17 protein-coding genes and 1 tRNA gene are annotated in these 20243 nt (G+C 43.0%); 12 read left to right on the top strand and 6 right to left on the bottom strand.

Annotated features, from left to right (window positions below; translation table 11 throughout):
• Positions 1 to 53 precede the first annotated feature (53 nt).
• Positions 54 to 1445: a voltage-gated chloride channel family protein gene (locus AC57BQ_RS21490; RefSeq protein WP_496408209.1), complete on the top strand. Its 1392-nt coding sequence runs from the start codon at positions 54 to 56 to the stop codon at positions 1443 to 1445.
• Positions 1446 to 1909: 464 nt separating this feature from the next.
• On the opposite strand, the gene AC57BQ_RS21485 is transcribed toward AC57BQ_RS21490, so the two are convergent.
• Positions 1910 to 4849 (bottom strand): OstA-like protein, encoded by a 2940-nt coding sequence (locus tag AC57BQ_RS21485; protein WP_496408208.1) that lies wholly within the window; start codon positions 4847 to 4849, stop codon positions 1910 to 1912.
• 149 nt (positions 4850 to 4998) lie between these two features.
• On the opposite strand from AC57BQ_RS21485, the gene tilS reads away from it, so the two are divergent.
• From tilS to AC57BQ_RS21465, 4 genes are all read left to right on the top strand, one after another.
• Positions 4999 to 6336: a tRNA lysidine(34) synthetase TilS gene (tilS, locus tag AC57BQ_RS21480; RefSeq protein ID WP_496408207.1), complete on the top strand. Its 1338-nt coding sequence runs from the start codon at positions 4999 to 5001 to the stop codon at positions 6334 to 6336.
• A complete protein-coding gene (locus tag AC57BQ_RS21475) occupies positions 6333 to 6815 on the top strand; it encodes a hypothetical protein (RefSeq protein WP_090469489.1) in 483 nt (160 codons plus the stop codon). The genes tilS and AC57BQ_RS21475 overlap by 4 nt, the downstream gene beginning before the upstream one ends.
• A 29-nt stretch (positions 6816 to 6844) precedes the next feature.
• On the top strand, positions 6845 to 7366 hold the full coding sequence (locus AC57BQ_RS21470) for a GtrA family protein (protein ID WP_496408206.1): 522 nt from the start codon (positions 6845 to 6847) through the stop codon (positions 7364 to 7366).
• A 103-nt stretch (positions 7367 to 7469) separates the two neighbouring features.
• Positions 7470 to 8414: a hypothetical protein gene (locus AC57BQ_RS21465; RefSeq protein WP_496408205.1), complete on the top strand. Its 945-nt coding sequence runs from the start codon at positions 7470 to 7472 to the stop codon at positions 8412 to 8414.
• Between the two features lie 12 nt (positions 8415 to 8426).
• Here AC57BQ_RS21465 and AC57BQ_RS21460 read toward each other — a convergent pair whose 3' ends face one another.
• Complete coding sequence (locus AC57BQ_RS21460; RefSeq protein WP_496408204.1) at positions 8427 to 9308, bottom strand: LysR substrate-binding domain-containing protein; 882 nt, start codon at positions 9306 to 9308, stop codon at positions 8427 to 8429.
• Between the two features lie 142 nt (positions 9309 to 9450).
• Between AC57BQ_RS21460 and AC57BQ_RS21455 the strand changes: the two genes are divergently transcribed.
• Positions 9451 to 10707 carry an MFS transporter gene (locus AC57BQ_RS21455; RefSeq protein ID WP_496408203.1) on the top strand — a complete coding sequence of 419 codons (1257 nt, stop codon included), beginning with the start codon at positions 9451 to 9453 and terminating at the stop codon, positions 10705 to 10707.
• On the opposite strand, the gene AC57BQ_RS21450 is transcribed toward AC57BQ_RS21455, so the two are convergent.
• On the bottom strand, positions 10697 to 11371 hold the full coding sequence (locus AC57BQ_RS21450; protein WP_496408202.1) for a CPBP family intramembrane glutamic endopeptidase: 675 nt from the start codon (positions 11369 to 11371) through the stop codon (positions 10697 to 10699). The genes AC57BQ_RS21455 and AC57BQ_RS21450 overlap by 11 nt on opposite strands.
• Before the next feature lie 123 nt (positions 11372 to 11494).
• A complete protein-coding gene (locus AC57BQ_RS21445; protein WP_496408201.1) occupies positions 11495 to 12457 on the bottom strand; it encodes an isopenicillin N synthase family dioxygenase in 963 nt (320 codons plus the stop codon).
• Between the two features lie 206 nt (positions 12458 to 12663).
• Between AC57BQ_RS21445 and AC57BQ_RS21440 the strand changes: the two genes are divergently transcribed.
• On the top strand, positions 12664 to 14553 hold the full coding sequence (locus AC57BQ_RS21440) for a DUF6600 domain-containing protein (RefSeq protein ID WP_496408200.1): 1890 nt from the start codon (positions 12664 to 12666) through the stop codon (positions 14551 to 14553).
• Positions 14554 to 14649: 96 nt separating this feature from the next.
• On the top strand, positions 14650 to 15096 hold the full coding sequence (locus tag AC57BQ_RS21435; protein ID WP_496408199.1) for a thioredoxin family protein: 447 nt from the start codon (positions 14650 to 14652) through the stop codon (positions 15094 to 15096).
• A gap of 234 nt (positions 15097 to 15330) precedes the next feature.
• Here AC57BQ_RS21435 and AC57BQ_RS21430 read toward each other — a convergent pair whose 3' ends face one another.
• The gene (locus tag AC57BQ_RS21430; RefSeq protein ID WP_496408198.1) at positions 15331 to 16227 is read right to left on the bottom strand and encodes a ferritin-like domain-containing protein; all 897 of its coding nucleotides are present in this window, start codon (positions 16225 to 16227) and stop codon (positions 15331 to 15333) included.
• Between the two features lie 11 nt (positions 16228 to 16238).
• Positions 16239 to 16943, bottom strand: a complete 705-nt coding sequence (locus AC57BQ_RS21425) for a ferritin-like domain-containing protein (RefSeq protein ID WP_496408197.1) — start codon at positions 16941 to 16943, stop codon at positions 16239 to 16241.
• A 575-nt stretch (positions 16944 to 17518) separates the two neighbouring features.
• Between AC57BQ_RS21425 and AC57BQ_RS21420 the strand changes: the two genes are divergently transcribed.
• The 4 genes from AC57BQ_RS21420 to AC57BQ_RS21405 all read left to right on the top strand — a co-directional run bounded on the left by AC57BQ_RS21420 (position 17519) and on the right by AC57BQ_RS21405 (position 20150).
• On the top strand, positions 17519 to 17833 hold the full coding sequence (locus tag AC57BQ_RS21420; RefSeq protein ID WP_496408196.1) for a hypothetical protein: 315 nt from the start codon (positions 17519 to 17521) through the stop codon (positions 17831 to 17833).
• 117 nt (positions 17834 to 17950) lie between these two features.
• Positions 17951 to 18025 (top strand) — tRNA-Val (locus AC57BQ_RS21415).
• 127 nt (positions 18026 to 18152) lie between these two features.
• The gene (locus AC57BQ_RS21410) at positions 18153 to 18338 is read left to right on the top strand and encodes an Arm DNA-binding domain-containing protein (protein WP_496408195.1); all 186 of its coding nucleotides are present in this window, start codon (positions 18153 to 18155) and stop codon (positions 18336 to 18338) included.
• 846 nt (positions 18339 to 19184) lie between these two features.
• Positions 19185 to 20150 (top strand): hypothetical protein, encoded by a 966-nt coding sequence (locus tag AC57BQ_RS21405; RefSeq protein ID WP_496408194.1) that lies wholly within the window; start codon positions 19185 to 19187, stop codon positions 20148 to 20150.
• Positions 20151 to 20243: the final 93 nt, after the last annotated feature.

Raw genomic sequence — 20243 nt, 5'->3', positions numbered from 1 at the left:
TCTCAATAGTATAGTTTTCTGTTACCCAATAAAACAACCTAAATTAGTCGCTCATGAACAATAAGCCCTTTACGTCCGAACATTTTTCGATCCTTAAGCATCTGATCCGCTGGACGGTCATCATTATACCCATCGCCATAGTTATTGGCAGTATGGTGGCTTTATTTTTATGGCTGCTCAATTGGGCTATCCATTTCAGGTTTGCTCATGCGTTTATCCTGTACCTGTTGCCGGTTGCCGGGGTATTGATCTATTTTATTTATAAGCTGATCGGCGGATCGGCCGAAAAAGGGAATAATCTTATTATCGATGAAATTCATGTGCCTGGCGGCGGCGTGCCCAAACGTATGGCCCCTATTGTGCTCATTACTACTATTATCACTCATCTGTTTGGCGGCTCAGCTGGCCGCGAAGGCACAGCTGTACAAATAGGTGGCAGCATAGCGCAAATGTTTAGCGGCTGGTTTAAATTGAATAATGATGATACCCGCATTGTGCTCATCGCCGGTATTGCCGCGGGTTTTGGAGCCGTTTTTGGAACACCACTTACCGGGGCTATATTTGCCATGGAAGTATTGACCATAGGTCGCATTCAATACAATGCGCTGCTGCCTTGCCTTATAGCCAGTATCATAGGCGATGTTACGGTTGCCGCCTGGGGTGTTCATCATACCGCTTACCATATCGATATTTTTGCAACAGCGCAGCATTGGTTTTCGACATATTTATCATTTGATTTTGTGTTGCTTTTTAAGATCATGATCGCGTCAGCCGCGTTTGGGCTTGCCAGCTATCTGTTTGCCTGGATGGTACATGGCATCAAGAATTTTTTTGTGAAGCGAATACCTATTCCCTGGTTGATACCTGTATTGGGCGGACTGATCATTATTGGTCTTACCGCGTTGATTGGCAAGCCAGATTACCTGAGCCTGGGTGTCGATCCCGAATATGCAGGCGCCGTTACTATCCCTTCGGCCTTCCATGCGAGCGGAGCCCATACCTGGAGCTGGCTCTGGAAAACCATTTATACTACCACCACGCTGGCCACCGGGTTTAAGGGTGGCGAGGTAACCCCGCTTTTTTATATCGGGGCTACATTGGGCAACACATTATCGGTATTGATGGATGCGCCGGTGAGCTTATTTGCAGCGTTGGGTTTCATCGCGGTTTTTGCGGGGGCAACTAATACCCCGCTGGCCTGCACCATTATGGGGGTTGAGCTTTTTGGCGGCCAATATGTTTTGTTTTTTGCGGTAGCTTGCTTTACGGCTTATTTCTTCAGTGGTCACTCGGGTATTTACAGTGCGCAGCGTATTGGCATACCTAAGGTAGCAGATACCCGTTTTTCAGACGCTGACACCCTTTCAGAAGCTGGTAATCGCCGGCAAAGCTATGTGCAAAAAAAAATGCATAAATATGGGTTTGGGGGTAAGAGGGATGAATAAGCGATAAAAATATCAAACAAGAATGATTTACTTGAACAGAGAACCTTTTTAGTTCGCTCTGTAGATCGGGGATTGCTTCGTACCTCGCAATGACGCGTCTTTTTATTTTTTCTTTATCTTATCAATCTTCCCGTCAGCAGATAAGCTTCGGGCGAAAGCAGGCAGAACGATGGTGGGCTTGTGCGGCTGCAGGGGCATAGCAAGTTTTTGCTGAAGCGCAGGGAGATGTGGGAACGAAGTAGGGCAAAATAATTGCAGCCCGTGGTTCTACCCGGTTTGCAGGGTAAAGGCATTGTGCGGCAAAGAAGCCTCTCTGCTGAAGCCTTTTTGGTTACTTTTGTGGCGACAAAAGTAACTGGCCCTCCCGCGGCCAAGAGCGGGTATGCGCCATACGTTTAGGTTCTGTATAGTATGCGATTGCCACGCTATCGCTCGCAATGACATGTTTTTTATGCTATCTCGCTTTATTGATCTGGCTTTTTAGCCGGAGTGGTCGTCGTATCCTTAACCGCTTTTATTGGCGGCGGCGTTCCTCCAGCTTTGCCCGTCGTATCCTTGATCGCCTTTATTATTGGTGGTGCAGTAACGGGTTTACCTGTGGTATCTTTAATCGCTTTTATGGCTGGTAAATTGCCTGCACCGGCTTTATTAGCCGCACCCTTAACCGTATTTATTAAAGGCTGCTTGCCATTGGCAGTAGGGTTAGCTGCAGCTTTAATCGGTTTTACTGTAGCTGCCGCCTTACTTATCGAATCGGTAAGGTTTTTCAGAACCAGCTGCAGCTTCTTCACGGAATCAGCTTTGGTTGAGTCCTTGCTCAACTTCAATATCATCCCCTTCAAATTATCAATTTTTGCCTGACTTAAACTATCAACTTTGGCTTTTGATGCCGGACTTTTTACGATTGCCGCTGCTTTGCTTATGGAATCAGTAAGGTGTTGAAGGTTAAGCTGAAGCTTTTTCACAGAATCGGCTTTGGTCGAATCTTTACTAAGCTTCAATATCATCCCCTTCAAATTATCCATTTTGGCCTGGGTTAAGCTATCCACCTTAATTTTTGGTGGTGGCGATTTTGAAGCAGGTGATTTTTTATGACGCGTTGGAATGATCGCCTCCTTGGATGCCGGCCGGTCCTTAGGCTTCCAGATGAAGCCCTTCAGTAGTTTATCCTCCTCGGTAACTTTAGCAATGGGGATATAACGGTTTTCGGGCTTGGTTAAAAAAGTAACTTCCTTGGTTTCGCCATTTTTAAAAACGACATGGATGCGGCTGCTTAATGATCGTTGCATACCGGCTACCTTGCCGCTATCACGCTTAAAATAAATGCTTTCGGCATTAACGGCGATGTATAGCTGGTGAAGTTTGTCATTTTTAAAGAAACCCCGCATCTTTCGGCCCGAGGACTGGTTAAAGTGTACCGAATCGTCCTTCTCGATATTCACCACAAAGGCCGATGGGAACAGTTCTATATTATCCAGCTTTTTGTTTCGCATTTGGAGGTAAACAGTATCGCCCGAAAGCTGTGAACCCTGTGTCCAGAACATGGGTTTTACATAACAACGTATGGTGGAATCACTGTTGCTGTAAAAAATGGAGTCGGCCTTACCCTGCAAATCCGATTTGAATATTTTAGCATGATGATGGGCGATCAATATCCGGATGCGGGCGGTATCTTTCACATCAAACTCGCGGCTGGCAAACACCGGATCTTTCTTCATGTTTACAGCCCGCACGCTATCTTGTCTCGCCTTTCTTTTGGCGTTTAAGAGGTCTTTTTTGATCTGGCCCGAATCTACCTTGGGTTTTCCAAAAAAATCGCGGTGCAGGTAAGTGGTGTCTTTTGGGGCACGCAGGTAAACCGTCGGCATGCCTTTCAGTTTCTGGTTTAAAACCGCCCGCTTTAAACCTGCCGCCGAAGTGTCCCTGAAATTAAGCAGCCTTTGCTTTTCCTGGTATATCTTCAGGTTTTTAAAGGTCATGATCTGGGTTTCCAGCGTATCGGCCGTCATGAATATCGAGTCGCGTTTTACTTTTTCACCTTGTTTGTTCGTATCTGCCGGTGCCGCTATTGGTTTAGCTCCATTTTTCGGTTTGATATCGGCAGCCAGCTTGGCCATATTCGTGAGCTTTTTATCTGCATCGCCGGGCTTTATATTTTTGGTTTGCACGCCGAGCTTTTTCGCCATGGAATCTATTTTAACAGAATCCGCCTTCCCGATGGTGCCTTTTTTCTTGATATCATCGGCCATTTTTGACAGCTCCGTCAGTTTCTCAACCGCTTCGCCCGGTTTCATGTTTTTGTTTTGTTTGATCAAAGCCTTCGCTGCCGAATCTATCCGGGTCGAATCGGTTTTACTCACCATGTTTCCCGGTTTCAGATCCTTGGCCATTTTAGCCATATTGGTGATACTGATAATTTCGGGCCCATCCTTGGTTTTAGACGCTATCGCATCCTTGCCTTTTTTGGCTACCACAGGCGGTTTTTTTGCCGTCGCCGAATCAGTTTGGGTACTATCTTTTTGTTCGGTGATCATCACCATATAGGCGTTTTCTGTAACCACGGTACGCTCGTCGGCTTTAAAATAGGTTCCCAGATCGCCTTTGAGCGTTATTTTTTGCTCATTATCATTAAACGTGATGTTCTTAACCGCGCGGCCATAGCCCTTAAGCCTGTCATAAAACAAACTATCGCCTTTTAATGATTTTGTGCCTTGCTTGTAGAGGTTCTTTTTGCCAAAAAAAGCTTGTTCAGTTATGGTATTATACAAACCGTTTTCGGTATACAGGGTGTCTTTATCTTTTTTGCCATAGATATTGGTTGGGCCGTAAAAATAAGATATGCGTGTACCTGTATTATAGCGCAGCGTATCCGTTTTAATAATGGCATCAATAGTGGTGAGCACTACATCGTACTTAAAAAAAGCGTCGCGCGATTGTGCAAAATAATAGCCGTTTTTACTGGTCAACACATTGTCCTTATTCACCAATTTGCCGCCACTGGTGTAGGTGCCATAGCGGGTAGCGGTGTTGTAGGTGAGATAATTGGTAGTTAAGGTGGCGTCCCTGTCAACCATTTTTACATTATCGGTAAGGATGGCCACTTTGGTATTACCGTTGTAGTTGAGCTTATCAGAAAAAATATTCAGCGTGTCGCCCTGGTTGATATTTACATTGCGGAAGGCATCAAAAGCGTTTTCTTTGGGATAAAAGTAGGCGCTGTCTGAACGCAGGGTCGAGAAATCCTGTTTAAAAACCCCTTTATAAACCTTAATCACCTGGCGCCCGTTAATTGTGGCAACGGTGCTGCTTTCTGACTGTATCAGGTTTACAATTGATTTCTTTTTTTGGGCCATAACACTGCCCGCCAGCATCAATAACAAAAAGCTTAAAACATATTTACTCACGTTGGCAAAATTAGTTTTTTGTTGGGGTTAAAGAGAATCAAGAACTAAGAATCAAGAGTCATGACAAAAAAAGTCATTTGTAGCATGTTTTTTCTCTCTTAATTCTTGATTCTTAACTCTTGGTTCTCATAATTTAATAATTTTGATGAATGTTACCTGTTAAACAGTTTGTTAATTTTATTGAACAAAATACTTTGTTTACGCCCAATAGCAAAATTTTAGCTGCTGTGAGCGGTGGCATGGATTCTGTTTTAATGGCCCACTTATTAAAGCAGGCCGGTTATACTTTTGGCATTGCTCATTGTAACTTTCAGCTGCGCGGCGACGAGGCCCTGCGTGATCAGTCATTTTGTAATGATCTGGCCAATCAGTTTCGTGTACCTTTTCATACCGTTAATTTTGATACCCGGAATTATGCGGCCGAAAATAAAATATCTATCCAGATGGCCGCGCGCGAACTGCGTTATCAATGGTTCGGCACCATAAGCCAGCAATCAGATTACCAGGTTATTGCGCTTGCACACCACCAAAACGACACAATTGAAACAATATTGTTAAACCTTACCCGGGGTACGGGCATAGCAGGTTTGCATGGTATATTACCACAAAATGGGCCTCTGGTACGCCCGCTGCTATTTCTGAACCGCGACGAGATTGCCGCTATTATCGACCAAAATAAGCTGGATTATGTAGAGGACAGCTCCAACGCTTCGGCCAAATATGCCCGGAATAAGATCAGGCTGGAGGTGATACCTCAACTGAAAGAACTAAACCCAGCCCTGGAAAAAACATTTGAAAATAACCTGAAACATTTCCGCGATCTGGAGACATTGCTCGACAACCAGGTAGCTGTGTTAAGTGAAACAATAATTAAACATGGACAGGATGGGAATTATTTATTGCTGACCGAGATACGGCAATTAAACCCTATGCGTTTATTGCTGTTTAAATTACTGCAGCCATACGGTTTTAACGAAACTGCCGTTGATGACCTGATATCCGCGTTGGATAAGCATCCGGGCAGGGTATTTGAATCGGCACACTATGAACTGATACTGGACCGAGACAGGCTGATATTGGAGAAACGGAAAAGCAATAGGCATGAAGCTGTTCTTATTGCCGAAAAAACGCATGAGGTGCATTACGGCAATTATAAATTGACGGTTTTGCATGATGATAGTCCGCTGATTATAAAAGATAACCCGTTGGCGGTATCTGTAGATGCGGAGCTGGTGGAATTTCCGTTAACACTGCGGACATGGCAGGGGGGCGATCATTTTTATCCTCTGGGCATGAAAGGGCGAAAGAAGCTGAGCGATTTTTTTATCAATCAGAAAATATCGTTGAATCAAAAGGAGGAAGTGCCGGTGCTGGTAAATGGTAATGGCGAGGTGATGTGGGTTGGTGGTTACCGGCCCGATGAAAGGTATAAAGTGAGCAATAACACTAAAAAAGTTATTATCTTCGAACTGTATAAATTAAGATGAGCGATAAAGCAATATTTGTAGAAAAACAGTACCTGGGCCGGGAGTTTATCCCGATAACTATACGCCTGGTTTTGGCTATGTTTTGTTTCGCGGCCTATTTTTTTACGGATGAACGTGAACGTAACGGCGACCTGCTGGTAGTAGTTGGCTTTGCTATTATCATCATATCCATCATCATGGGTTTTTTATTGCATTTTAGCACCCGGGTTGAAAATAAAAGCATCAGGCTTAATGGTTTATGGACAACCCGCCTGGTAAAAATAGACCTGAACGGTATTGTGAAAGTGGAAAAAGGTGTGTACAGCCGCTATTTGTTCAATAACCCCGTATATAACCTGCATACCAAAGGAACCATCCGTTTTTATGCTGCCGGCAATGATGCCATACACCTTACCGATAGGGACGGCCTGCTTTACATCATCGGATCGCAACATGCCAATGAATTTTTGAGGGCGATCAAAGAAGAGATGGCCAGGTAATGGGCAGTTCTGCATTTTAAAAAAACGGTATGCGTAAAGTCCACAATTTTATCAGGCACGGGATCCTGAATTTTATCGACCTATTCTATAAACCATTTAAAAAATGGATGCCGCTTCATACTTTTCGTTACGCGGCCTGCGGCGGCAGTAATACGGTGTTTGACATCCTGCTTTTCAGTTTCAGTTATAATTTTATTTTTAAAAAGCATAATATCGATCTTGGTTTTTATACACTGAGCCCGCATATCGCCTCGCAAATGCTTTCGTTCAGCATATCATTCTGTACCGGTTTTTATTTAAACAGGTATGTGGTTTTCAAAGAATCGGGCCTGAGTAAAAGGGGGCAGCTATCACGGTTTATGATGGTTAACGCCATATGTATACTGCTAAACCTGGTGTTTTTGAAATTACTGGTTGATGTGATGGGCCTTTATCCAACCCCGGCCAAGATCATCGCTACCATATTTATCGTGTTCTTTAGCTATTATAGTCAAACTCATTTCTTCTTCCGCAAAAAGAAACCGGCGTTATCTGCCAAAGAAGGCCAATAAATAAAGCAAGCTTTACTGTTTTTGTAAAGTTTAAGCGATAAACAAACAGGTAATTGTTAAACTATTTATCTCGGTATAAAGAATTATATATCTTTAAGCCGATATGCTTTCTACTCATAATCACATCAAATACTTAAGCGCGGTGTTGCTGCTTATTACCGCTATTGCTTACTCCGGATGCAAGGATCCAAGAGCCAAAGAAAAACACCTGATCTCATTCAAGGCCTTTAATGGTATTGATTATAGCGAAGTAGCTAGGCGGCAAAAAAATGGCTTGTCATTTAATGAATATGGCTACCAGTTGGAACCGCAGTGGAAAATGAAATTTGTGTCGGACGATTCGGTGAGTATTTATAGTCCCACAAAAAAAGCGTTCATCAATTTCCCGCTTACCCGTGGGTACGATTCCATTTTTAACGCGGCAAGATCATGGCTCAAAATTAAAAAAATGAGCAAAGACAGCATCGTGATGGAGATACTGCAGGCCAAAGGCGACTCGATAGATATCAATGGCTCTAAAGTATATATGTTGTTTTATGCCGACAATTATGTGAAAAACGTACTGCATGCCGATACCTCCATATTAAGGCATCCCAGCCGTAAGGATACTTTGTTTGTAAAAGGATTGGTAGCCAAAGCTAACAGTAATATTGCCAAAGCTTTTTCGGCCCGCCAACCTGTGCAACTCATCAGCAGAAGCTCGCAGATAACGGTAAAGCAGAAAATTACCCCGCCCGATATCACGAATAACTTTGATTCGTCCGACGATTATCTCGATCCTAACTTTGATATCACCATCAATAAAGCCTATAAGGATTTCTATTACTCCTTTGAGGTATGTGTTGATGACAAAGGTCAAATGCATTATGTAAGGCCGCTGATAGGTTTTTCTGACAAAGATTTTAAGGATACTTATATTCGCTTGTCGCAGGGTATCATGAGCAGTTATCTGCAATACTATTTTAAGGTTGTACCGGGCAGCACCCTGGGTTTTGCCCATGCCAGCACCATATCGGTACACGTTGAAGGGCGTACGGCGGCCAAATAGAATAAGTTACAGTCATTCGTTATTCATGGTCTCCATGAGTTGTTCGGTAAACAATATCGCGGCCTTTTTGCGGTAAACCCCTTTTTGCCAAAGAATATAGGATTGCTTTTTTACTTCCTGTCCTGCTATAGGAATAGCAACTAACCTGTCCCATCCTATTATGGTTTTTTCATTCAGGATGGTTGCCCAGTCGCCGTCCTGTACCAGGGATAGCAGTGTGTGCACATCATTCAGCTCGATCTTGATATTGGGGCTCATCTTGTGTTTGTAAAACAATTCATTAATAAATGTGCGCGAGCTGAAACCCTTACCGGGCAATATCAGCTCAAGCTCGGCCAGTTGTTTCAGGTTTACACTTTTGAGTTGCGCCAGGGGATTATTTTTAGCAACCACCATCACAATACTTGAGCTGAACAGGGGCTGCATTTCCAGATCTTCATCATCTGATTCATTATGATAGGCCACGATCAGGTCCAGTTCTGCCAAACGAAGTCTTTTCTCCAGTTCTACATGATTATCAGAAATAATAGAAATTTTAATACCCGGGTATTTGGTGGAAAACGGAGCAAGTACCGGGAATAACGAGGAGGTGAAGGCATAGGATACCCCTATATTTAATTCGCCGGTAGCCGCATTGTTTAATTCGGTGATGGCTTGCTTGCCTTTTTGCACGTCCAGTAATATTTTACGGGCATGGGTTAAAAATACATGGCCCGCCTCGGTAATGCGCACATGTTTACCAATGCGGTCAAACAGCAGCATCCCCAGTTCTTCTTCCAGTTGTTTAATTTGCTGTGATAAAGTGCTTTGGGTAATAAAAACCGCGGCAGCCGCCTCGGTAAAATTCATGGTTTCGGCGGCTTTAACAAAGTATTGCAATTGTCTGAATTCCATAATCAATCGGTTTTACTAATCAATATCATTAAAACAATCTATTTTACAAATATATCACCATTCCCGATATTTGTATCATAAAGAATTTCAATAGTCTTGTATTAAGATCTCCCCTGAAGCGCTTTTGTTATGTATTACCCCAATGAATGTTTTCCGCTCTCTTAAATACCGAAATTTCAAGCTGTTTTTTTATGGTCAGTCTATATCCCTCATTGGCACCTGGATGCAAAAAACTGCCGTTAGCTGGTTGGTTTACCGGCTTACTGGTTCTGCCCTTTTACTTGGAGTGGTTGGCTTTGTAAGTTTGATCCCTTCGCTGATATTGGCCCCGTATGCGGGCAGTATTGTTGACAGGCATAACCGTTACCGCATACTGGTGATAACACAGGTGATATCCATGGCACAAGCAGGTGCGCTTGCCTTCATGATCTTGTTCAAGTTTTATAACATCCCGGCTATTATTGGCTTAAGTTTAATTCAGGGTATTATTAATGCTTTTGATGTTACCTGCCGCCAGGCCTTAATGATGGAGATGGTTGATAATAAGGATGATCTGCCCAACGCCATCGCCCTTAACTCCACCATGAGTAATTTAGCGCGGATCGCGGGTCCTGCGGTGGCAGGTATTATCCTGGGTACCTTTGGTGAGGATTTTTGTTTCTTCGGTAACTTTTTAAGCTATATACCCGTGCTGGGTTGTTTGTTTATGATGAAGCTGAACACCAAGGCTATCATCCGGTCGGAAAAAAGTATCTGGGTTGAATTGCAGGAAGGTTTTAAATATGTGTCCGGCGATCGCGATCTGAGCAGCCTGATCGTGATGCTGAGCATCAGCAGCTTGTTTGTTATCCCCTTTAATACCCTGATGCCCATCTTCGCGAAAGATATATTTAATGGCGATGCCAAAACTTTCAGCTGGTTTGAGAGCGCTGCCGGTGTAGGATCGGTGATCAGCGCGGTTTACCTGGCCAATTTAAAAACCAACAAAAACCTCATCAAAATTATGATAACCGCCAGCCTGGTTTTCGGGCTTAGCGTGTTGATGGTGGCTTATGCCGGTAAATTATCCTTCGCTTTAATATTTATGGTGTTTACGGGAATAGGTATGATGGCGCAAACATCAGCCATCAATACTTATATACAAACCCATGCTATCCCTACTATGCGGGCAAGGGCCATCAGCTATTATGTAATGGCTTACCAGGGAATGATCCCGATTGGTAGCTTATTGGTGGGCTGGCTGGCCAGCGGAATGGGCCCAAGGCGTGCCGTTTGTATTGAAGGCATTATAGGCGTACTGGCTGCCGCCCTGTTTGTATTGTATAAAAGAAGGCAGCAAGGACTTGAAGCTAATGTGGATAACAAAGCTCATGTTAAAACCAATATGGTTAATGCTTGATAGCGGTATTGAACAGCGCGTTTAAGTCGATCAGGAAATGGCAAATCATGAGCATTTTGATGTTCCTGTATTTATAGTAGTGATATCCGAAAACTATGCCGATAATAGTTGGGAATAGCACATTAGCTAAGGTGCCGTACACGATATGCGCCACACCGAATATAATCGCCGAGATGAATATGGGCAGATGCTTGTTTTTAAATAAAAGGGATAGCCTGGTCATCATATAGCCCCTGAAAATTAATTCCTCTGCAACGCCTGCGGTAAATACACCAAAAAGCTTTACGGGGGCATTTATTTTTCTCATCCATATAATATCGTCGCTTACTTTAAGTAAACCAAAAGATTTGAGTACCAAATAGCCTAAGCCACCGATCAGAGTTATCGCCAAAAAAATAAGTATAATATGTAGTATATAGTAGCCTATTGAATAGCTCTTATCAGTCCATAATAAAAAAGACTGTTTTTCTTCCCTCACAGCGTACAGGCAAATGATGCCGGTATACAACCAAAAAGTTATCCTGGATACCAGTACCTGGGTTGTTTTTGAAAAGTCATGTAACAGCAGTCTTGAACTTAATGACCAGCAAACCAATAATACTACTGTTAGGATAAGTCCTTTTATAATGGTTATATGTTCCTGGTTTTTTACCGATTGTATCATTGATCACTCAAAGGTTTAGTTATTTCAATACTACTAAAAAGGAGAACAGAAAGCAAAAAGCCCAAAGCAAAAAGCTTTTTTTATTTAGCTTTCTGCTTTGGGCTTTCTGCCTTAAGCTTTTTACTACATTTTTAAGCCTATTTCTCTTAAGCGCTCATCCAGGTATTCGCCGGCGGTAATGTCTGGGTATAATTTGGGGTGCTCGGCGTTGATACAGGTTTCCAGGCTGGTCAAATCCATGTCTGATACCGGGTGCAGGAAAAACGGAACCGAGTACCTGGAATTTTTCATCAGTTCGCGTGGCGGATTTACTACCCGGTGCGTGGTTGATTTAAGTTTGTTATTGGTTAAGCGTTGCAGCATATCGCCTACGTTAACTACCAGGTCTTCGCCAAAGGCCTTAACCGGGAACCAGGTACCTTCGCGGGTAAGCAGCTCCAGTCCGTCGGCGCTGGCACCTATCAGCAGGGTAATCAGGTTAATATCCTCATGCGCCCCTGCCCGTACCGCATCAGCCGGAACAGAATCCGGATCAAGAATAGGGAAGTAATGCAAAGTGCGTAATATCGAGTTGCCATTATGCACTTTATTATCAAAATAAGTTTCCTCTAAATTTAAATAAAGCGCGATAGCCCTCAGCAAGTGTATACCTGCCGATTCCAGTTTTTTATAAACTTCACGGGTGGTGGTGTTAAAAGCCGGTAGCTCGGTAACAGTCACATTATCCGGATATTGCTCTTTGATGGGCGATCCATCGGTAACAGTTTGGCCTATTTGCCAAAATTCTTTCAGGTCGGGCGTTTTAAAGCCTTTGGCGGTTTCTTTGCCTTTGCCGGTATAACCGCGCTGGCCCGCAAGACCCGGGATCTCATATTTTTGTTTAATTACATCGGGCTGGGTAAAAAGTGCTTTCACCTGCTCGTAAAGCTCATCTATCAGTTGTTTGCTCAGGCCATGGTTAGTAATAGTTACAAAACCGGTTTCATTGAATGCTTTGCCTATATCGTCTGAAAATTGCTGACGGTCGGCCGCGCTACCGTTAATATAGTTGTTCAGATCAAGCCTTGGGATATTTACTGTACTCATAATGGTATCGATAATGGGATGTAAAATTATTTAATTTTTAAGATAGCATATGCAAGGTATAAATAAAAAATTTCTGACAAGGTTTGTTCTAATTATTCATATTGTTGCGGGTTAAAACAATTTTAATGTTAAACGTTTTATAATTTGATAGGTCATACCTATATTGATACCGGGTACACCGGTCACATTTTAATCCTGATGAACAAATGAAAACTATAAAAAAAATAAGCGGTTTATGTTTAGTAGCATTTTTAATAATGCTCGCCGCTCCAAATAAAGTCAGGGCACAGCAGGGAGAGTATGTATCTGACCAGCAGTTCTATGACGAACTTGATCCTTATGGTACCTGGGTTGATGACCCTACCTATGGTAATGTTTGGATCCCTGATGCCGAAGAAGGATTCAGGCCCTATGCCACACGCGGGCATTGGGTAATGACAGATTATGGTAACACCTGGGTTTCTGATTATCCCTGGGGATGGGCCACCTTTCACTATGGCCGCTGGCGCTATGATGACTATTATGGATGGGAATGGATTCCTGGTCATGAATGGGCACCAGCCTGGGTAAGCTGGAGAAGCGGTGGTGGCTATTACGGATGGGCTCCGTTAACACCGGGTATCAGCATTAATATTTCATTTGGCAACAGCTACCGTGTGCCCGATTACTACTGGGTATGTGCGCCGCAGGCCTATATTAACCGCCCTAACATTTATAATTATTATGTACCGCATACCCGTGTAGTTAACATTATTCATAACACAACGGTTATTAACAATACTTATGTTTATAATAACCGTACCTATGTAACCGGTCCGCGGGTTAATGAAGTTAGGCAGGTAACCCGTCAAAATGTACAGGTATACCGGGTTAACAATAGTAACCAGCCGGGAGGCAGAACCAGCATTACCAACAACAGGCTTAATATTTACAGGCCCGAGATTAGAAAAGCACCTGATGCACGACCTGCACGGGTGGTAAATGCTGCTGAGTACCGCAAAGAAAACCCGAATAATGGGATAGCGCACCGCGTAGGCGGACAGGCAACTGTAAACCGTAACAACGTCGCCCGCTTAGCCGAAATAGCGAAAAGCAATAATAACAGACTGGTAAGGGTTAATAATAACCAACCCGCCGCAAGGCCGGGACAGCCTGCAAACCAACGCCCTGAGCAACCAAATGCAAGGCCTGGTCGTACGCAGCAGCCTAATGCAAACCCTGCCGAACAGCAACGTCAGCAACAACAATTGCAACGCCAGCAGCAAACTCAGCAGGCCCAACAAGCCCAGCAACAGGTGCAACGCCAGCAACAGGAAGCTCAACGTCAGCAACAACAAGGCCAACGCCAACAGCAGACCGTTCAGCAGCAACAGCAGCAGACTCAACGCCAGCAGCAGGAAGTTAAGCAACAACAGGAACAGGCCCGCCGCCAACAGCAGGGGGTACAGCAGCAGCGTGATCAGGCTCAACGCCAGCAACAAGAGGTACAGCAGCAACGTGATCAGGCTCAACGCCAGCAGCAGGAAGTTAAGCAACAACAGCAGCAGGCTCAGCGCCAACAGCAGGAGGTACAGCAGCAACGCCAGCAAGCACAGCGTCAGCAACAAGAGGTACAGCAACAACGTGACCAAGCTCAACGTCAGCAGCAGGAAGTTAAGCAACAACAGCAGCAGGCTCAACGTCAGCAGCAGGAAGTTAAGCAACAACAGCAGCAGGCTCAACGCCAACAGCAGGAAGTTCAACAGCAACGCCAGCAGGCACAGCGTCAGCAGCAGGACGTTCAACGTCAGCAACAGCAGGCACAACGTCAGCAGCAACAGGCTCAACAACAGCAAGCGGCAGAGCGTCAACAACAGCAGCAACAACAAGCCGCTCAGCGTCAGCAACAGCAGGCTCAGCAACAGCAACAGGCTGCACAGCGTCAGCAGCAACAACAAGCTGCTCAGCGCCAACAGGCTCAGCAACAACAGCAAGCCGCTCAGCGTCAGCAACAGGCCGCGCAACGTCAACAACAAGCTGCACAGCAACGTCAGCAGCAAGAGGCCCAGAAACAACAACAACAGCAAGAGGGCGAAGGTCATCGTACCAAACCATAAGCTGTTTGTTTAACTGATAACAGATATTCATAGCACATATAAGCCAATAGCGGTTTATATGTGCTATTTTTATGGCTCATATTTTAAGTCTTTATTATGAAAACCTTTTTTCCTGCCTGTCTTATAATCGTTTTATTTTTCATCTCATGCCCATTTAACGGGAACGCGCAAAAAAACGGCGACAAAAAGGCGAGCCAGATTAATTTTATTGAAAACTCCTGGGGCGAAGCTTTAAAGCAAGCCGCCGCCAAAAAGAAATATATTTTTGTTGATGCCTACGCCACCTGGTGCGGCCCCTGTAAAATGCTAAAAGCCACCACCTTTAAAAACAAGGATGTAATAGCTTTTTACAACAGCAATTTTATAAACGTAGCCATGGACATGGAAAAAGGCCAGGGCCCGGAGCTTGCCGCTCAATGGGGTTTACGGGCATATCCTACACTCATTATTTTTGATGCCAAAGGCAAGCCAGTTTACGGAACAGTAGGCTTTATTAAACCAGACGACCTGATTAAATTTGGTGTGCAGGGATTGAATAAATAAGCACAGTCATCCTGAACTTGTTTCAGGATCTCTCTGAATAGGTTATCATGCTGTTGTATAAAGCCCTGCTTATGGGATGCCGAAACAAGTTCGGCATGACTAAATGGTTGGTTTAACTGAATATCCGCCGCAATGTTCAGGAACAAAAAAACACTTACGAAGTTTATAAAACCACGTAAGTGTTATCTATCAAAAAGTCCTGATTCTTGATTCTAATTTCTTGACTCTATAATTTTAGTGTTTAACCAGGAAGCTGCCTTGTAATATACTTAAAACCTGGTCCATGCTTAAGGCCTCATCAAAGGCGGCGGTAGCTACGGCAACCGAGGTAGTGCTGCCTCCTGTTGCGTTTTTTAATGTAGTAACATCAACCCCACCCTGAGTTACATTTTGTTCGCCGTCGTAATTAGCATTTACAAGACCTATCCCGGTATCATTACCTAAAGTAGCTGTACTGGTGATCCATGGTGTTGCCCCACGTATCTGGCGGATGGCCGATGCATGGCGTGCTTCCACCGCGTGGATACCTAAAGCCGCGGTTAATACAGTTTGATATAAACCGGCTTTTACGCCCTCTGCCGCTGCCTTGTTGGCCAATATGTTAGCTGCCTGACCTTTGTAGGCACGTACGCCTGTATCTTCAAATACCTGGGCCACCTTTAAAAAAGTTTGATAATTGGTTAATACATCAGCAAATGGTCCGGCGCCTGAGCCGTTACCGGCTGTTAAATCGATTTCTGGTGCCGATACAGGTGTAGCTCCCAGCGAAGTAATAACACCTTGCAGAAAGGTTACGTGGTTGTTCTCGTCGGTAGTTACCTGGTTAAAATAATTAGTGGCCGCCGCCGCGGGTATCAGCGCGGTACCTTTGGCTTTACCGGCATTGTAAAATGCCGATTCCAGGTACTCCAGTGTAAGCGCGTAATTCAATATCGCTACTACAGATGGTGTGGATGAGCTTTGCGCGTATGCCTTTTTAAACATAGTACCAATAGCAAATGGCATGGCAGCCAGGGCTACTTTTGAACCAAAGCTGGTTATATTTTTGATCACGTCGCGGCGTTCGCTTATTCTGCCGTAAACTTCCGGATCAACATTTTCAATTTCTTCTATGATGTTAAATAAATTCATGGTGATGTTTTTTAAGATGCTTTGTAACCGTAATTTACTGCGCTAACTTTAGTTTTTAAATAGGTATTGGCTATCTTCAAAACATCGGCTATGGTTGCTGATTTATTGATGCTGGTTGTAGGGTCAACTACATCTGCCCCGGCGAATGAACCTGGTGTGATCAGATTGCGGATCAACGCAGCGTGGCGAGCTTCTACCGAAACAATTTTACCGGCTATCAGTAAGTAAGCCGAATTGTCGATCAGGTAACCTGCGCCATCATAAGCGCTAACGCCGGTATCTTCAAACGCTGCTGCTGCACCTAATACACTGGCGCGGTTGCTAAAGTTGATGGAAGAAAAGTCGGGTGTTAAAGCCGGGATGGCGTTGGCGCCCAGGGCTGCTTTAAAAAATTCACGGTGTAAAACCTCATGATCGCGGATATCGGTCAACAAAGCTGTTTCTGACGACGTGATACCGCTGTACGGGGTAGCGGCTACCTGCAGGTAAAAGGCGGCTTCCAGTTGTTCCAGGGCGTAGGCGTAGTTCAAAATGGCAATATCGCCTTTAGCGCCCAGATCGATAGCGTTGGTGCCCGGGTTAATCTTATGATCTTTGTGGCATGACGCGGCGGTGGCTAATAAGCCCACGGAAGCAACACCAACACCAGCATAACGCAAAAACGACCTCCGGGCCATATTTGCATTGAGCATGCTTTCTTGTGAGTTTGTTTTCATAGAAATTAGTTTTAAATAATTTGTTTTGTAGATGATATACGCCCATTTCAACACCCCGGATTGGCGTATATAGATAAATAACTCACTCCAAATTAGAGTGATTTACTTTAAGTTAATTTTGGCTGTCAAATAAATAAGAGCCTGAACTAAATTAAACAAATCAGGAATATAAATGGCTGCGGGTTTTATGCAGGAAAGGGTTAAAATAAAAGCTTCAAAATTTTTTAATGGATGGGAGCGGGCAGGCCGCGCGGTTTGTTATTTAAAAATTTGGAGTGTTTGCCTTGGGGAAATAAAAAAGGCCGAAAAACTCTCGCAGTGTTTCGGCCCTACATCTACCTATGAAAAACAACCCTTTTAGAAGGGCAATAAACTTAATTCAAATGCAATGCCAATTGCCCGATAGCTATAATTCAAGTAAGTAAAAGGCAAATTCGGGTACTGTTTATCAAGGTGTTGTAGAAAATACTTCCCAATATGTGGGTTTCAGTTACACGGAAATTAATAGCCTGGTGCTTATTAAAATATAAATACCAACTCCGGAAACCATACTACCATAACATTGTTATGAATTTATGGACCATAATGTTTACTTATTGGCAACCGATCCTAAAAACCCTTGCCGGGATGTTATTCATTCCAGGGATACCCGCTTAAAGGTTAGGGTTTATTGCCTTGATGTGGAACAGTTTAGGCCCGATGATAACGAAGTGCAGTTATATGGTTATGCCAATAGTAAATTATTTGCATTTGAAACCATTGACATTGCCGCCGAAGATGCTATCGACCTGGTTAGTGCTATAAAATGGTATGCCGGCTATATTCAATCCCCGAATATGGAAATTTTACCCGAAGACCCACGCCCGGGCCGGAATAATATAGCGATGTGAGAGCTCAAAAGACGCGCTATATAGTTTTTATTGTTAATAATCAGCAGTTTAATATAAATTAGAAATTTTTTTTTGAAGAATAGATCAGAACTTCTATATTTGCAGACCCAAAAGCAAGGGAGTTTAGCTCAGCTGGTTCAGAGCATCTGCCTTACAAGCAGAGGGTCACTGGTTCGAACCCAGTAACTCCCACACTTTTAAACCCTTCAGATTAAATTCTGAGGGGTTTTTTATTTGCTGATAATTCCTGTAAGCCCTATTCGTCTATAGTTTGTTTGCACACTGTTTGCACAAACGGAGTGGCCATAATCACAATCTTATGGTTACGTATAAAGTTTTGTTAGATACAAGACGTGCAAAGTCAGATGGCAGCTATTCGGTCCAAATCAGAATTACAAACAATCGAATAACTAGTACAGTAAACACAGGGGTATTTGTTAAGAAAGAATTTTGGGATGAAGCCCAAAGCAAAGTAGCCAATGCCCACCCCAATGCCCCCTTCTAAACAAGAAGACAACTGAGTTTTATTTGAAAGTACAAAAGGCGGTTATAGAACTTGAAAGTGAAAATAGTTTCAGCTTTGGAGAACTGAAAGAACGATTGAGCACAAACGTTGTTGCTCCAAAGATTAATCGCATTCAACAGTTTAAAGAATATGCCGACCAACTCATAAGTGATTCTATACTGAGCTTACCGAACCGGTACAAAGCCGCATCTGGCTACATGATTTAAAAGGTAAAGAAGCTAAACCTAAGTTTGATAAACCTTTTGATCCAGTTCGTGCAGCTAAACCAATAAATGGAGTACAAGGAATCTTATTGTAATTACAAGCTTCTTATTATTCAACGTCAGACTTTTCCTCATTAAGTTTGACTGACAAAGTAGTGTCACCACCCAAGCAACTTTAACCAGGTATATTTGTATGTCCCAGGTATTTAAAATACGAGCAACAATTTCAAATAGTCCTTTTATTTCGATTAGCATCTCAATAATTACATCCGATTATCAAAATAAATAAAGCAGAAATATATAGATAAACCCCATAAACGACCATGGAACGATCTTAATTGAGTTAATCATTAAGTAAAAATCATCTTATTGTTTCTAAATAATAACCATTAGTTATTTATAGAAATATGTTTGTTAATATAGCCTGCTAGTATAAAAGAGTATTTATTTTAGCATAACTAAACTCCTTATCATGAAGATATTACCGCCACGAATAAAAAAAGCCATTTCGGTTTTTACCGTCTTTTAGCTGCTTTTGTGCTATTAAAAACCCCGGTCAAGCATATTTGCACAATTTGTAAGCCTATTTACACTTTAATAACAACATCAAAACAATCATATCATGAAGAAACTCATCTTTTCACTATCACTATTTTTAAGTTTTTCATCATTAGTACATGCCCAATGGACAACTAGTGGTGCGAATATCTACTACACCGGCGGTAACGTTGGTATTGGAACAAACAACCCACAGGCTAATTTAAGTTTTCAAAATGTTTCTACCGATACCGGAAGTAGTGGGATAACCTGGCTTAGTAGTTCTCCGTTAAATTACGGAATATACAGGACTCCGGGATCCTGGACGGCACCAAATTATCAGCAAATGAAGCTACAATGGGACGCGGGGATTTTATTGAACCCAGGCAATCAATTTGGCAAAAGTTATGTGGAGATAGCCGGAGGTGGACTTCGGGTTACAAGTGGTAATATTGGTATCGGAACAGCAACTCCAAATGGAAAACTTGACATAGCCGCCTTAACAGCATCTGGTCAATCTGATATATTACAACGATACACTTGGTTAGGTGATTTAAGCAATTGGGGATTACGTCTTGAACAACAATTTAATGCACCATTAAGCAGTATACAATACAATTGGATTATGAGAAAGGGTACTAGTACAGATATTCCTGTAATGTCATTTGCTGGAGGAAACGTTGGTATAAACACGACGGATAATGCTAACTGGAATCTAGTAAATTCGACTTATAAACTAGCCGTAAACGGAAGCGTCATCGCCACTTCCATGACCGTTAAACTCAATTCGGCCTGGCCTGATTATGTTTTCAAAAAGGACTATCATTTGCCATCCCTTCAGGAAGTAAAAGCTTACATTGATCAGAATCAACATCTGCCGGAAATTCCATCAGAACAGCAAATAGCCAAAGATGGATTGAACCTGGGCGAGATGAATAAACTGCTGATGAAGAAAGTGGAGGAATTGACTTTGTATTTGATTGAGCAGAACAAGCGAATAGAGAATCAGCAAAAACAGATCGACAAACTAATTCAATCTAAAAACAGATAAAATCTTACTTATTGGATAGCAACAACGATATACCCATAACAAGCATGTCGTTAATTGATTTATTCTACGACTAATGTGATTTTAAAATAGACT

The sequence above is a fragment of the Mucilaginibacter sp. BGA-UO-ETr-C110 genome, assembly GCF_059567985.1.
Note: the sequence above shows the minus strand (reverse complement) of the source record. Positions and strands in the feature narration are given on the sequence as shown.

Excerpts from the sequence above, each read along its gene's own strand:
- AC57BQ_RS21490 (WP_496408209.1), top strand. The coding sequence starts at position 54 with ATGAACAATAAGCCCTTTACGTCCGAACATTTTTCGATCCTTAAGCAT.
- tilS (WP_496408207.1), top strand. The coding sequence starts at position 4,999 with ATGTTACCTGTTAAACAGTTTGTTAATTTTATTGAACAAAATACTTTG.
- AC57BQ_RS21475 (WP_090469489.1), top strand. The coding sequence starts at position 6,333 with ATGAGCGATAAAGCAATATTTGTAGAAAAACAGTACCTGGGCCGGGAG.
- AC57BQ_RS21470 (WP_496408206.1), top strand. The coding sequence starts at position 6,845 with ATGCGTAAAGTCCACAATTTTATCAGGCACGGGATCCTGAATTTTATC.
- AC57BQ_RS21465 (WP_496408205.1), top strand. The coding sequence starts at position 7,470 with ATGCTTTCTACTCATAATCACATCAAATACTTAAGCGCGGTGTTGCTG.
- AC57BQ_RS21460 (WP_496408204.1), bottom strand. The coding sequence starts at position 9,308 with ATGGAATTCAGACAATTGCAATACTTTGTTAAAGCCGCCGAAACCATG.
- AC57BQ_RS21455 (WP_496408203.1), top strand. The coding sequence starts at position 9,451 with ATGAATGTTTTCCGCTCTCTTAAATACCGAAATTTCAAGCTGTTTTTT.
- AC57BQ_RS21450 (WP_496408202.1), bottom strand. The coding sequence starts at position 11,371 with ATGATACAATCGGTAAAAAACCAGGAACATATAACCATTATAAAAGGA.
- AC57BQ_RS21445 (WP_496408201.1), bottom strand. The coding sequence starts at position 12,457 with ATGAGTACAGTAAATATCCCAAGGCTTGATCTGAACAACTATATTAAC.
- AC57BQ_RS21440 (WP_496408200.1), top strand. The coding sequence starts at position 12,664 with ATGAAAACTATAAAAAAAATAAGCGGTTTATGTTTAGTAGCATTTTTA.
- AC57BQ_RS21435 (WP_496408199.1), top strand. The coding sequence starts at position 14,650 with ATGAAAACCTTTTTTCCTGCCTGTCTTATAATCGTTTTATTTTTCATC.
- AC57BQ_RS21430 (WP_496408198.1), bottom strand. The coding sequence starts at position 16,227 with ATGAATTTATTTAACATCATAGAAGAAATTGAAAATGTTGATCCGGAA.
- AC57BQ_RS21425 (WP_496408197.1), bottom strand. The coding sequence starts at position 16,943 with ATGAAAACAAACTCACAAGAAAGCATGCTCAATGCAAATATGGCCCGG.
- AC57BQ_RS21420 (WP_496408196.1), top strand. The coding sequence starts at position 17,519 with ATGGACCATAATGTTTACTTATTGGCAACCGATCCTAAAAACCCTTGC.
- AC57BQ_RS21410 (WP_496408195.1), top strand. The coding sequence starts at position 18,153 with ATGGTTACGTATAAAGTTTTGTTAGATACAAGACGTGCAAAGTCAGAT.
- AC57BQ_RS21405 (WP_496408194.1), top strand. The coding sequence starts at position 19,185 with ATGAAGAAACTCATCTTTTCACTATCACTATTTTTAAGTTTTTCATCA.